At 45.5% G+C, this 12,499-nt stretch carries 15 protein-coding genes and 1 tRNA gene; all 16 read left to right on the top strand.

Going from position 1 to position 12,499, the window contains the following annotated elements; genetic code table 11:
* Nucleotides 1-62 precede the first annotated feature (62 nt).
* The gene (locus QUB68_RS19475; protein WP_332995530.1) at nt 63-1,424 is read left to right on the top strand and encodes a protein kinase domain-containing protein; all 1,362 of its coding nucleotides are present in this window, start codon (nt 63-65) and stop codon (nt 1,422-1,424) included.
* 119 nt (nt 1,425-1,543) lie between these two features.
* Entirely contained in the window at nt 1,544-1,678 is a 135-nt protein-coding gene (locus QUB68_RS19470) for an element excision factor XisI family protein (RefSeq protein ID WP_442923105.1), read from the top strand.
* A gap of 127 nt (nt 1,679-1,805) precedes the next feature.
* Complete coding sequence (locus tag QUB68_RS19465) at nt 1,806-2,057, top strand: hypothetical protein (protein ID WP_332995528.1); 252 nt, start codon at nt 1,806-1,808, stop codon at nt 2,055-2,057.
* Nucleotides 2,058-2,059: 2 nt separating this feature from the next.
* Nucleotides 2,060-2,479, top strand: coding sequence for a putative toxin-antitoxin system toxin component, PIN family (locus QUB68_RS19460; RefSeq protein ID WP_332995525.1), 420 nt, complete (start codon nt 2,060-2,062; stop codon nt 2,477-2,479).
* Nucleotides 2,480-2,701: 222 nt separating this feature from the next.
* On the top strand, nt 2,702-2,929 hold the full coding sequence (locus QUB68_RS19455) for a type II toxin-antitoxin system MqsA family antitoxin (RefSeq protein WP_332995523.1): 228 nt from the start codon (nt 2,702-2,704) through the stop codon (nt 2,927-2,929).
* A gap of 6 nt (nt 2,930-2,935) precedes the next feature.
* A complete protein-coding gene (locus QUB68_RS19450) occupies nt 2,936-3,199 on the top strand; it encodes an element excision factor XisI family protein (RefSeq protein ID WP_332995586.1) in 264 nt (87 codons plus the stop codon).
* A 64-nt stretch (nt 3,200-3,263) separates the two neighbouring features.
* The gene (locus QUB68_RS19445) at nt 3,264-3,533 is read left to right on the top strand and encodes a type II toxin-antitoxin system Phd/YefM family antitoxin (protein ID WP_332995521.1); all 270 of its coding nucleotides are present in this window, start codon (nt 3,264-3,266) and stop codon (nt 3,531-3,533) included.
* Nucleotides 3,520-3,801, top strand: coding sequence for a type II toxin-antitoxin system RelE family toxin (locus QUB68_RS19440; RefSeq protein ID WP_332995519.1), 282 nt, complete (start codon nt 3,520-3,522; stop codon nt 3,799-3,801). Before QUB68_RS19445 ends, QUB68_RS19440 begins: the two co-directional genes overlap by 14 nt.
* A 340-nt stretch (nt 3,802-4,141) precedes the next feature.
* The gene (locus QUB68_RS19435) at nt 4,142-4,345 is read left to right on the top strand and encodes a hypothetical protein (RefSeq protein ID WP_332995517.1); all 204 of its coding nucleotides are present in this window, start codon (nt 4,142-4,144) and stop codon (nt 4,343-4,345) included.
* A gap of 152 nt (nt 4,346-4,497) precedes the next feature.
* A tRNA-Ala gene (locus tag QUB68_RS19430) sits at nt 4,498-4,570 on the top strand.
* Between the two features lie 259 nt (nt 4,571-4,829).
* Nucleotides 4,830-5,987, top strand: a complete 1,158-nt coding sequence (gene gcvT, locus QUB68_RS19425; protein WP_332995515.1) for a glycine cleavage system aminomethyltransferase GcvT — start codon at nt 4,830-4,832, stop codon at nt 5,985-5,987.
* A gap of 39 nt (nt 5,988-6,026) precedes the next feature.
* Nucleotides 6,027-6,416 carry a glycine cleavage system protein GcvH gene (gene gcvH, locus QUB68_RS19420; protein WP_332995513.1) on the top strand — a complete coding sequence of 130 codons (390 nt, stop codon included), beginning with the start codon at nt 6,027-6,029 and terminating at the stop codon, nt 6,414-6,416.
* A 246-nt stretch (nt 6,417-6,662) separates the two neighbouring features.
* Nucleotides 6,663-9,668: an aminomethyl-transferring glycine dehydrogenase gene (gene gcvP, locus QUB68_RS19415; RefSeq protein WP_442923104.1), complete on the top strand. Its 3,006-nt coding sequence runs from the start codon at nt 6,663-6,665 to the stop codon at nt 9,666-9,668.
* 148 nt (nt 9,669-9,816) lie between these two features.
* Nucleotides 9,817-10,065: an AbrB/MazE/SpoVT family DNA-binding domain-containing protein gene (locus tag QUB68_RS19410; protein WP_332995511.1), complete on the top strand. Its 249-nt coding sequence runs from the start codon at nt 9,817-9,819 to the stop codon at nt 10,063-10,065.
* Nucleotides 10,059-10,310, top strand: coding sequence for a type II toxin-antitoxin system PemK/MazF family toxin (locus QUB68_RS19405; RefSeq protein WP_332995509.1), 252 nt, complete (start codon nt 10,059-10,061; stop codon nt 10,308-10,310). The genes QUB68_RS19410 and QUB68_RS19405 overlap by 7 nt, the downstream gene beginning before the upstream one ends.
* A 272-nt stretch (nt 10,311-10,582) precedes the next feature.
* Nucleotides 10,583-12,268: a glycoside hydrolase family 44 protein gene (locus tag QUB68_RS19400; protein WP_332995507.1), complete on the top strand. Its 1,686-nt coding sequence runs from the start codon at nt 10,583-10,585 to the stop codon at nt 12,266-12,268.
* Nucleotides 12,269-12,499: the final 231 nt, after the last annotated feature.

Here is a 12,499-nt window from a genome sequence, read left to right as displayed (position 1 = left end):
CCCCCTTGCTAAGGGGGGGAGCAAGAGTGTCTATAATCCAAAATTCATAATTCACAATTTATATGCCCTCAAAAGTTACCCTCACCATCACAGAAGGCAATCTCAAAGGTCAAGAATTCACCTTTGAATCCCGCACAACTTGCATCATCGGCCGCGCCAAAGATTGCTATCCCAAAATTCCAGACGACGACAAACACCGCACGATTTCCCGCTATCACTGCTTGCTAGATATCAATCCTCCCGATATCCGAGTGCGGGATTTTGGTAGCAAAAATGGTACGTTTGTTAACGGCGAAAAAATTGGTCAGCGAGAAGCACATCAAACTCCCGAACAAGCCGCAAATATCCAATTCCCAGAATTTGACTTGCAGGGCGGAGATGAATTCAAACTCAGCGATACTTCCTTTCGAGTTGGCATTGCCCTTGACCCAGAAATTGCTAAAACTATCAAATCGGAAAGACCCCCGACTATTCCCCCAAATCAACCGCAACTGTGGGAAATGCTCAAAGCTTTTCTGTTAAAAGCTGTCGGTGGTGAAAAGAATATCGGAGTTCTCGGCGATTATGTGTTGCTGAAGGAATTGGGTAAAGGTGGTTTTAGTTTAGTATATCTGGCAGAACACAAGCGGACAAAAGAACAAATTGCCCTGAAAGTAATGCTGCCAAAAGTAGCGGCGAATCAGCGGGCTGTTAATTGGTTTTTGCGGGAAGTTGAAAATATGAAATATTTAAAACACCCCAATGTGGTAAGTTTAAAAGAGTTTGGTTATGCTGATGAAACTTTCTTTTTTACGATGGAATTCTGCAATGGTGGCAGTGTTGTTGATTTGATGGCCAAACGCGGTGTCAGAACTTTGCCTGTGGATGAAGCTGTGGCGATTATCCTGCAAGTTTTAGATGGTTTGACTTACACCCACAATGTGGAAATTCCGAATGTAAAATTGGCTGATGGCAGTTTTGGTAAAGGACGCGGATTGATTCACCGGGATTTGAAGCCGGGGAATATTTTTCTGGCGAATGTGGGCGGGAAACAAGTTGCGAAAGTTGGGGATTATGGCTTAGCAAAGGCTTTTGATTTGGCGGGATTAAGCGGTCAAACTCTGACGGGAAGCGCGGTGGGGACGCTGGGTTTTATGCCGCGACAGCAGGTGATTAATTTTAAGTACGTGCAGCCGGAGGTTGATGTGTGGGCGGCGGCGGCTTGTTTGTATGCGATGTTGACGGGGTGTTTGCCGCGCAATTTGCAGGGCCAAGATCCGTTTTTGGCGGTTTTGCAAAGTGATGCTGTTCCGATTTGCAATCGCACTTCTACCATCCCTAAACCGCTAGCTAAAGTTATTGACTTAGCTTTAATTGACAATCCTGAAATTTATTATAAAAGTGCGGCTGAATTTAAACAAGCGCTAGTAAATAGTATGTCATAAATAGGACTTACTCACGAGTGGTCAGAAACCGGGTTTTTTACGAAAATCTTTGGTTGTTACCAGCAAATTCGGTAAAAACCCGGTTTCTTTGGCTTGATGCGTAACTCTTTTTAGTTAAAATTTGGATTGAGCGCGATCGCGCAAAAATCGGAGTAGCCAATGAATTAGTAGAAGCCGGAGTGCCCAAGACAGATATTGTTTTGGCATTTTACGCTCCCTACAGACGGCCATATACTGAGTTTGCGGTTGGCTAAAGGTGTGTATCGGCGATAATTGCGATCGCACTCCCAATCCCTGCCGATTTTGCCTAAAACAAATATAACCCACACTTATTGTGTTATGATATATTGAGAAAGCAGATTTTTACTGAGAGGTGAATCGATGCCAATAGCAACATTAGCATTATCTTTAACCTATACCCAAATCCTAGAATTAGTCAAACAAATTCCTAGCGAACAGCAAGCAGAATTATGTGAATTTTTGCTAAAAAGTAAATGGGGCTGGTTAAGTAACTTTACTAAAGATAGCGAAGCACACGCGCGAATGGCTTGCTGGAAGCGCGGCAAAGATTGGGATACCATGACTGAAGGCGAACGCGAAGAATTTATTAACGATGTCTTGGACGAAGATTGACCATGCTGCCTATCGTCATATTCGATACCAATATTTTAATCTCTGCCACTTTATCACAGAAAAGTAACCCCTATGGCTGCCTAAAACTTGCCAAAGATGGTTTAGTAAAATCGGTAACTTGCAGAGAAATTCTTGATGAATTTAAAGAAAAACTGATCTTTAAATTTGACTATTCACCAAATGATGCTCAATCAACTACTGAGCGGGTACTTGACTACTCTCAGCTAGTGAATATCACAAACAGCCTGAAAGGTATCTGTGCTGATCCTGACGATGATATGGTGTTGGAATGTGCTGTAGTTGCCAATGCAAATTATATTGTGACTGGTGATAAACATTTACTATCTTTGATTAATTATCAAAACAGTCTCATTCTCAAAGCAACAGACTTTTTGGCTAGTATACAGGAGTTACAAAACTAGAAGTTATTGTAGGGTGCGTCAGGGGAAAATTCTTGAGTAGGCGATCAAAATATTCTGTTTTGACGCACCCTACATACTATATTATGGCCGATTGGTTCGCTAAGAGATCACAATGACATATAGCTTAAAAAGCTTGGCAACACAGGTTTCGGTATACCCCCATTTGTGCGATCGAGGCTATATCATTACAGTATACGTGCCTTAAGCAAGGAGACTTAGTAAATGGTATGTGATATTTGCGGAACAGAAGGTGTGCGAGTTCGCCGAATTCCCAGAACATATAGTAAAGGCAAAGATTTGCTAGTTATAGAAAACATTCCCGTAATAAGCTGTCCTCACTGTGGCAGTAGTTACCTCACAGCCGAAACACTCCATGAAATCGACAGAATTAAACGCCAGCGTAAAAGTGTAGCCGTAGAACGTTCCGTAGAAGTAGCTAGTTTTGCTTAGTCAAGTATCACCTTCACAATCATAATAGATTGCAATGACCTCAAAAGTCACTCTCACCATCACAGAAGGACGCGGGTATTCGGCTGTCTGATCTACATCGAAATCAAAGATGGTAAAATTTGGATTGAGCGCGATCGCACAGAAATCGGAGTGGCGAATGAATTAGTAGAAGCCGGAGTGCCAAGACAGATATTGTTTTGGCATTTTACGCTCCCTACAGACGGCCATATACCGAGTTTGCGGTTGGCTAAAGGTGTGTATGGGCGATGATCGCACTCCCAACCCCTGCCGATTTTGCCTAAAATAGACATAACCCACACTCATAACATCTGTCATGCAAAGTTACACCCTAGCAGAAGCCTGCAATCCACAGGGGACAGTCTTTAACCGAGCGGCTGTGGAGCCTGTTTTACTCACCGATAAATCGCAGCCCAGCCATGTAATTATGTCCGCTGATGCCTATCAGTGCTTGATTGAGCGACTGATGGAATTAGAAGATATGCTGTTAGGCAAAGCAGCCAAATCTGCCCTGAGTCAGTCTCAAATGGTGGGTGCGGAAACCTTTGTAGAAACACTAAAAAAACTGACCAATGGCGAAACTTGATGGTTTAAAAACTGTTCTCGACTTTCTTAAAGGTTTGCAACCTAAAATAGCGGCTCAAATTGCTAAAAAAGTGTTAGCGCTGAATGTCGATCCTTTACCCAATGATAGCAAGCAATTAATAGGATCTCCGGGTTATTATCGGGTAGATAGTGGCGAGTATCGGATTGTTTACAACTTTAACCCAGATGAAGATTTGGTAGAAGTTATTCTAGTTGGTAAGCGTAATGATGATGAAGTGTACAAAAAATTAGAGCGCCTTTTACAATAAACTAATCCTCAACAGCCTTTGATTTGATCTTAAACGTGCGATCGCCCATCCATCCAGTTATACTCAAAACCTGCCGATCCAATAGCTGCAAGCTTCGCTAACGCACCCAACCCTCAAAAAAATCCTGCTTCCCCGCTTCCAGCTCAAAACGCCCCTAAAAAGCTGAGCTAGCTCTCATTTACTTTGCATATCGTCATTATCAAGAAAACCTATACTTTTTTTCTTGATGACTTTCCGCTGCTCCCCATCCGTTTTACAGCAATACTTAAATACGTCTGAGCTGATCTGCACGCAGTCCAAAGTTTTGTTACAATGGTCTAGCTGTTACAAATCGTAACTTATGCTGGTTTCTATTTTAATAATTGACGTTGCCCTCGTTGCCTGGTCATTGCACCTAATGCAAGAGGCGATCGCGCAGCGCGAATTTTCACTAATGCTAGCCGGCACCCTAGTTGCGGTCTCAGCCGCGGCCCTGGTAGTCGTCTACTTCCTCATGGGGTCTTGTTTGAGCCATTTAACCGCAATATCCCAACACACTTACTAAATCATAGTAGGGTTTGACAATTGTCCAGAAGCGAGGAGAGTTTTTTTGACAAAAAGCCGAAAGCCTTGCCAATCCAAGGCTCAAAACTAATTTTACAAAAAGGATTGACAAATATTGGTCAGTCAAGGCATAATGAAGAGCGCGAAAAGAAAGGGGAATTAGCTCAGTTGGTAGAGCACTACAATGGCATTGTAGGGGTCAGCGGTTCGAGCCCGCTATTCTCCATAAACAAGATGGGACGTACGGTTGAAACCGCGTCTACAAAAACCAAGTCCGCCTCCGCGGACTGAAGAGAATAACGCAATTTTCACCGCCCATTCTTCAACCCGCTCCCGTCGCGTGAGAGTTTGTATAGACGCGGTTTCAACCGCCCGGTCTTCTTTGGGCCTTACCATATCCTGAAATTCGATCGCCCCACACACCACAAAAACCAACTTTCCCGTAAAATCAAAACAGTCTACCCGTAAAAAACAAAGCGCTACCTGTGGCAAAGTCAACTGAACCCAACAATCCAGAGATACCGAGTCAGCTTGCCCGATCGCCTCTGTACGAACTATCATTAGAGCTCAAAGGTCGGATGGTGCCCTTTTCCGGGTGGGAGATGGCAGTGCAGTACGCAGGCATCAGCAGCGAACACCAAGCAGTACGCCAGCAAGCAGGAATGTTCGACATTTCCCACATGGGAAAATTCTGTTTGAGAGGGAAACAACTAATAGAAAAATTTCAACCCTTAGTACCCTCAGACTTAAGCCGCTTGCAACCAGGTCAAGCTCAATATACAGTCTTACTAAATAACAAAGGCTGCATCTTAGACGACATTATTTTCTACTGCCAAGAACCAGATCCCACCACGGGCGAAGAACGTGCAGTAATCATTGTCAACGCCGCTACTCGCATCACAGACAAAGCCTGGATTGTCGCCCACTTAGAATTGAGCGGACTTAGTTTTACAGACATCTCCGAAGACCAAGTTTTAATCGCAATTCAAGGGCCCGAAGCCGCCAACTATCTCCAGCCTTTTGTGGAAGATAACCTCGCACCAATTAAGGCATTCGGACACTTAGAAACAAAGTTATTGGGACAGCCGAGTTTCATTGCCAGAACTGGTTATACCGGCGAAGATGGATTTGAAATCATGGTGGATATAGAAACCGGAAAAAAAGTCTGGCAAAAATTCCTAGATGCTGGCGTTGTCCCCTGCGGTTTGGGTGCGCGAGATACCTTGCGTTTAGAAGCAGCAATGGCACTTTACGGTCAAGATATTGACGATAATACCACGCCTTTAGAAGCTGGATTGGGTTGGGTAGTTCACCTCGATACCAAAGGCGATTTTATTGGGCGCGAGGTTTTGGAACAGCAGAAAGCAACGGGAGTATCGAAGCGGTTGGTAGGGTTAGAAATGCAGGGGCGGCACATTGCACGCCACGGCTATCCGGTAATATTTGAAGGCGAAACAGTCGGAGAAGTTACTAGCGGTACATTATCGCCTACACTGAATCGGGCAGTTGCCCTCGCGGTTGTTCCGGCAAAATTAGGGAAAATCGGCCAGCGGTTAGAAGTCGAGATTCGCGGGAAAAATTACCAGGCGACGGTGGTGAAAAAGCCATTTTATCGATCTAATAATCGAATGCCCATAGTTTAATAAGATTTAACAGATACTTTTTTACGGCAAGGAATTGAGATGGCACTAACATACCCCGATGACCTGAAATACCTAGACACTCACGAATATATCCGACTCGACGGCGAAATAGCCACCATCGGCATTAGTGCCTTTGCAGTTGACCAACTTGGGGATATCGTATTTCTAGATTTGCCCGAAGTCGGCGCAGGGTTGGAAAAGGGCGAAGCTTTCGGTACAGTCGAGTCAGTGAAAGCCGTTGAAGACTTGAAAGCGCCCATTACCGGTACAGTCTTAGAACGCAATGATGCCATTGTAGATTCTCCCGAAAACTTGGCGGAAGACCCCTACGGTACTGGATGGCTGCTAAAAGTCCGCGTTGACAACGCCAGCGATGCCGATGATGCTTTGTCTGTCGAAGAGTATCGCAAAATGGTAGAAGGGGAATAAGAGAGGGAAGAGGCAGAGGGGGAGATTGGGAGAAGGGGAAAATCTTTTCTCTTCCCTCGAACCTCGAACCTCGAACATCCGTTAAATCCGCTACAAAATCCGTTGCCGAACCGTTACATCCGTTAAATCCGCTACAAAATCCGTTGCCGAACCGTTACATCCCGCACATTGCTTGCTGCCGAACTTCCTTCTTTTGTGGCGAAATGTTACAAACAAAGAAGAAAAGTCAATTTAGGAGAATCAGCCTTGGTACTCTACAGCCCTCAACTTGAACCCAACCAGCAGCAAAACCTTGTTCCCATCGATGGTTTTGCGGGGCGGCACATTGGCCCGACACCCAGCGAAATCCAGCAAATGCTAGATGTTTTGGGCATTTCCAGCCTCGATGACTTGATTGACAAAACGATTCCAGCGGCGATTCGCATGAATCAACCGCTACAACTTCCCGCAGCCCAAAGCGAGTACGCGGCTTTAGCAGAATTGAAAGAAATTGCTGCAAAAAATCAGGTATTTCGATCGTACATCGGCACTGGATATCACAACTGCATCACACCACCCGTCATCGGGCGAAACATCCTGGAAAATCCCGGCTGGTATACAGCCTACACTCCATACCAAGCCGAAATTGCCCAAGGGCGATTAGAAGCTTTGCTGAACTTCCAAACCATGATAATCGAGCTCACGGGTTTGGAAATTGCCAATGCTTCCTTGCTGGATGAAGGGACAGCGGCGGCGGAAGCTATGGCGGTGAGTTACGGCGCTAGCAAGAATAAGGCAAAAGCGTTTTTTGTGTCTCAAGATTGCCACCCGCAAACCATCGAAGTGGTGCAAACTCGCGCTAAACCGCTGGGAATTGAAGTAATTGTCGGCGACCATCAAAGCTTTGAGTTCGATCGTACAATCTTCGGTGCACTGCTGCAATACCCAGCAACCGACGGCGCAATTTACGACTATAGTGATTTTATTCGATCGGCACACCAAGCCGGCGCCTTAGTCACAGTCGCCGCCGACATTTTGAGCCTTTGCTTGCTCACACCCCCCGGCGAATTCGGCGCAGACATAGCCGTAGGAAGCACCCAGCGCTTCGGAGTGCCGATGGGATTCGGAGGGCCCCACGCAGCCTATTTCGCTACCCGAGAAGAGTTTAAACGGCAAGTTCCGGGGCGAATTGTCGGCGTTTCCAGAGATGCTAACGGCAAATCTGCCTTGCGTTTGGCTTTGCAAACTCGCGAACAGCACATCCGCCGCGAAAAAGCAACTAGCAATATTTGTACTGCTCAAGTTTTGCTAGCAGTGATGGCGAGTATGTATGCTGTTTATCACGGCCCTTCTGGACTCAGAGACATTGCCGAGAAAGTCTGGAGTTTAACTGCACTTTTGGCATCCGGCTTAAGAAGTTTCGGATACAAAATTGGTGATCAACCTTTCTTCGATACTCTGCGAGTAGAATTGGGAGACAAACCGCTGTCAGAACTTCTCGAAGCTGCTCAACTTCGCCAAATTAATCTCCGAGTTTTCGATGATGCGACAGTCGGAATCACTTTAGATGAAACTGTCACTGTTGAAGATGTGCAAGAGTTGTGGGAAATTTTCTCACAGAATAAGGATTATATCAGGGCTGACGGGCAGAATGCTCTCAACATTCCGCTGGATGCAGAGGAATTGAACTCATACTTGACTTTACCTGATTTTTGCGATCGTACAACCAGCTATCTCACCCATCCAGTTTTCAACAGTTACCACTCCGAAACTGAACTGTTGCGCTATATGCACCGTTTAGAAGCCAAGGATTTATCACTAAATACATCAATGATTCCCTTGGGTTCTTGCACAATGAAACTAAATGCAACATCAGAGATGCTGCCGGTAACTTGGGCGGAATTTGGTAACATACATCCCTTTGCACCCCGCAACCAAACTCGCGGCTATCAAATGATGTTCGTGCAACTCGAACAGTGGCTGGCAGAAATCACCGGTTTTGCGGGAATTTCCTTGCAGCCAAACGCGGGTTCTCAGGGCGAATATGCGGGATTGTTAGTAATTCACCAATACCACGAACACCGAGGCGAAACTCACCGCAATATTTGTTTGATTCCCCAGTCAGCCCACGGTACAAATCCGGCTAGCGCGGTGATGGCGGGAATGAAAGTAGTCGCTGTCGAGTGCGATTTGCAGGGCAACATTGATGTCGCCGACTTGCAGAAAAAAGCCGAGAAGCACAAAAATGAACTGGCTGCTTTGATGGTGACATATCCATCTACCCACGGCGTGTTTGAGTCAGAAATTAAAGAGATTTGCGCGATTGTCCACAACTGCGGCGGACAAGTTTATATGGACGGCGCCAATATGAACGCTCAAGTTGGTTTGTGCCGCCCTGGCGATTTCGGTGCCGATGTTTGTCACTTAAATTTGCACAAAACTTTCTGTATTCCCCACGGCGGCGGCGGCCCCGGCATGGGGCCGATTGGCGTGATGTCTCATTTAGTGCCTTTCTTACCTGATGTTTCGGGAGATCCCCCCCAGCCCCCCTTAACAAGGGGGGGGCAAGAGTTGCCTAATCTATCATCGATTGAGTCCAGAACTAATGGAGAGAAAGATGGCAATTCTATAGGTGCTGTTTCGGCCGCGCCTTGGGGAAGTGCTAGCATTTTGACTATTTCTTGGATGTACATTCGGATGATGGGAGGAGTCGGTTTAACTGAGGCGACAAAAGTTGCAATTCTTAATGCTAATTACATGGCGCATCGGTTAGAATCGTATTATCCGGTTTTGTACAAAGGGAAATCTGGTTTAGTAGCACACGAGTGTATTCTGGATTTGCGACTTCTCAAAAAATCTGCGGCTATCGAAGTCGATGATATCGCTAAGCGGTTGATGGATTATGGCTATCACGCGCCGACTGTTTCTTGGCCTGTCGCGGGTACGGTAATGGTGGAACCGACGGAAAGCGAATCGAAGCAGGAATTAGACCGTTTTTGCGATGCGATGATTGCGATTCGAGGGGAAATTGCGGAGATCGAAAAAGGTAATGTTGACGCGCAAAATAATGTGTTGAAAAATGCGCCGCACACCGCAGAATCTCTGATGGTTGATGAGTGGAATCGTCCTTATACTCGCGCGCAAGCTGCTTATCCGACTCCTTGGACTCGCGAATATAAGTTTTGGCCTGCGGTGGGCCGGATAGATAATGCGTTTGGCGATCGCAATTTTGTCTGTTCTTGTTTGCCAATGGAGGCTTACAGTCAAGGTTAAGTAACTTAGTAGGGTGCGTCAGAATGCGTTATTTGTGAATAGATAGGCTAATTCCTGACGCACCTTACTAACTTTACATAACTCAATCTGCCGTAATTTATATGCAACTGCTATAATAAATAAATCTGAGTCTTAACATCGCAAATGTATGACAGCTAAAATACACATCAGCAAGTTAGGTGATTCCTTGACTTTGCCAATACCAGACTACATAGTAAAGTTTCTCAACCTTAAAGCCGAAGATTCAGTAATTTGTAGCATAGAAAATGGGAAAATGGTCATAGAGCCTGTAAATAATAAAATATCAAAATATACCCTAGATGAATTATTGGCAGGCGAAATAGAATCTAGCGAAGAAGTCTCTTGGGGAAAACCAGAAGGAAAAGAAATTTGGTAAACTATATCCCCGAACGAGGTCATTTTATTCGCCTGAATTTTGACCCTCAAGCAGGACACGAACAAATGGGGACTAGACCTGCACTGGTTGTGAGTCAAACTAAATTTAACCGAAAAATGGGGTTTGTGTTTGTCTGTCCCATTAGCACCACACAACGCAAAAATCCGTTTTATATTCCCATTCCAGAAGGTGAAGGGGTAACAGGTGTAATTATGACGGATCAACTACGCTATGCAAGATTATAGGGCAAGGCAGGCAGGTTTTATTAGTGAATGTCGAGAAGATGTAATTGAGGAAGTCTTGAGGCGAATTCAACCTATTTTGTTTGAAAATGTGATTGTTGATGAATAGTTAATCAAAATCATATTGATTGAATCGTGTGGGCGGTTTGAGCATAATTTCTGTCACGTAGCGACAATTTAAATAAACCCGCTTCTACCAATTTGCAACACTCTTGTTAAGGGTATTTAATGGAAAATTCCCATAAAAAATCCTCAACTACCAAGTAAAATAACCAATGAATATAAGATTTTTGTGGCGATCGCCCTCCAAGACACCACGCTGGATTATTCTAGTATTATTAGGCGTTTTGGCGGCGATCGCAACGATCGCCACAGCCGTTCACTTCAAAAGTGCGATCGCCCAAAACAGTCTATCTTTATCTGTAGACGTAGCAGCCGATCGACATCTCATCAGTCCCGACATCTACGGCATGAACGATTATGCCATAGATCCAGCCCTGGCGCAAGAGTTGCGAATTCCGGTGGAACGCTGGGGCGCCAATCACACCAGCCGCTACAACTGGCTTGTCGATTCTTCCAACAGCGGCGATGATTTCTTCTTCGTAGGAGGCGGCGAAAACAAAAACCCAATTCCCGGCGAGTCGATCGACAAAATCGTCAAAACCAACCGCAATAACGGCAGCAAAAGTATCGTTACCATCCCCATAATCGGCTATGTAAATAAATTTAGCACATGGAACTGCGGCTTTCGAGTAGCCAAATACGGCGCGCAAGAAAAAACTAATCCCTACATTTTTCCCGAAGGCGATAAATGCGGCAACGGCAAGCGTCCCGACGGCAGTTTAATAACAGATAATAACCGCCTCGATGTCAGTATTATCAGCGATCCAAAATTCCAGAAAGCTTGGGTTGAACATTTAGTTAAAACCCACGGTACTGCTGCTAACGGTGGCGTGCAAATTTATCAAATGGACAACGAACCAAGCGGCTGGGGAAACACTCACCGCGATGTTCATCCAGAAGCGACAAGTTATCAGGAATTGCGCGATCGCACTTACGAATATGCGTCAATGGTAAAAGCGGTTGATTCCACCGCTAAGGTACTCGGCCCCTCGGATTTTGGCTGGATAGTCTATGCAGATTCTTTGGTAAAGGGCGATCGCGAAAAACACGGCGGTGTCTGGTTTGCGCGGTGGTACTTGCAGCAAATGCGCGCTTACGAACAGCAAAAAGGTGTTCGCATCCTCGACTATTTTGACGAACACTACTATCCGATCGTCGATGACCTCTGTTTGGGGAATTGTCCGGCTGGCGACGCTAAGACGCAAGCAGCGCGGTTGCGATCGACTCGTTCTCTGTGGGACAGCACTTATACTGATGAAAGTTGGATTGGTAAATCGAATCCGCCGCTAACAATTATTCCCCGGTTTCGAGAGTGGGTAAAGCAGGATTATCCAGGTACAAAAGTTGCAATTACTGAATACAATTGGGGCGGTTTGGAGTCAATTAACGGTGCGTTGACTCAAGCCGACATCCTAGGGATTTTTGGGCGGGAACAACTGGATTTAGCGACGCTGTGGGGCCCTCCGAAGTCTTCTGAACCGGGTTCCTATGCCTTCCGCACGTACATGAATTATGACGGTAAGGGCAGCAAGTACGGGGATACTTGGGTGCGATCGCACAGCACAGATCAAGGACAATTATCAATCTACGGAGCGCAACGCACGGCTGACGGTGCTTTGACGCTGGTAATCATTAACAAAACCAGCCAAAACTTAACCAGCAACTTGAGTTTGACAGGATTTAACCCAGCGGCCAAAGCTCAAGTTTACACTTACAGCGAGGCGAATTTGCGGGCGATCGTCCGTCAGAGCGATTTAAGTGTCAGCGCCGCCGGTTTTGGCGCAACTTACCCCGCTAATTCTATCACTTTGGTTGCCCTTCCGAAAGCAAAAATTTAGCCAGTTCGGGTACATCTATTTCGGAAAGCTGGCAAGAGGAAAGAAAAATTGGTATCAGAAACCCGGTTTATTCATAAATTTCTCGGAACTTCACGCACAACTCGTAGAAACCGGGTTTCTAGCTACCTATCGGTTAGCCATCAAACTGTCGCTACATATTGTTATCAAAATTGATTTAATTGCCAGAAACAATTGGTTTAACACCTCTCACTTTTAGGGAAAAATTAAAAT

The sequence above is a fragment of the Microcoleus sp. A006_D1 genome, assembly GCF_036702805.1.
GTDB lineage: Bacteria > Cyanobacteriota > Cyanobacteriia > Cyanobacteriales > Microcoleaceae > Microcoleus.
Note: the sequence above shows the minus strand (reverse complement) of the source record. Positions and strands in the feature narration are given on the sequence as shown.

Excerpts from the sequence above, each read along its gene's own strand:
- QUB68_RS19475 (WP_332995530.1), top strand. The coding sequence starts at position 63 with ATGCCCTCAAAAGTTACCCTCACCATCACAGAAGGCAATCTCAAAGGT.
- QUB68_RS19465 (WP_332995528.1), top strand. The coding sequence starts at position 1,806 with ATGCCAATAGCAACATTAGCATTATCTTTAACCTATACCCAAATCCTA.
- QUB68_RS19460 (WP_332995525.1), top strand. The coding sequence starts at position 2,060 with ATGCTGCCTATCGTCATATTCGATACCAATATTTTAATCTCTGCCACT.
- QUB68_RS19455 (WP_332995523.1), top strand. The coding sequence starts at position 2,702 with ATGGTATGTGATATTTGCGGAACAGAAGGTGTGCGAGTTCGCCGAATT.
- QUB68_RS19445 (WP_332995521.1), top strand. The coding sequence starts at position 3,264 with ATGCAAAGTTACACCCTAGCAGAAGCCTGCAATCCACAGGGGACAGTC.
- QUB68_RS19440 (WP_332995519.1), top strand. The coding sequence starts at position 3,520 with ATGGCGAAACTTGATGGTTTAAAAACTGTTCTCGACTTTCTTAAAGGT.
- QUB68_RS19435 (WP_332995517.1), top strand. The coding sequence starts at position 4,142 with ATGCTGGTTTCTATTTTAATAATTGACGTTGCCCTCGTTGCCTGGTCA.
- gcvH (WP_332995513.1), top strand. The coding sequence starts at position 6,027 with ATGGCACTAACATACCCCGATGACCTGAAATACCTAGACACTCACGAA.
- QUB68_RS19410 (WP_332995511.1), top strand. The coding sequence starts at position 9,817 with ATGACAGCTAAAATACACATCAGCAAGTTAGGTGATTCCTTGACTTTG.
- QUB68_RS19400 (WP_332995507.1), top strand. The coding sequence starts at position 10,583 with ATGAATATAAGATTTTTGTGGCGATCGCCCTCCAAGACACCACGCTGG.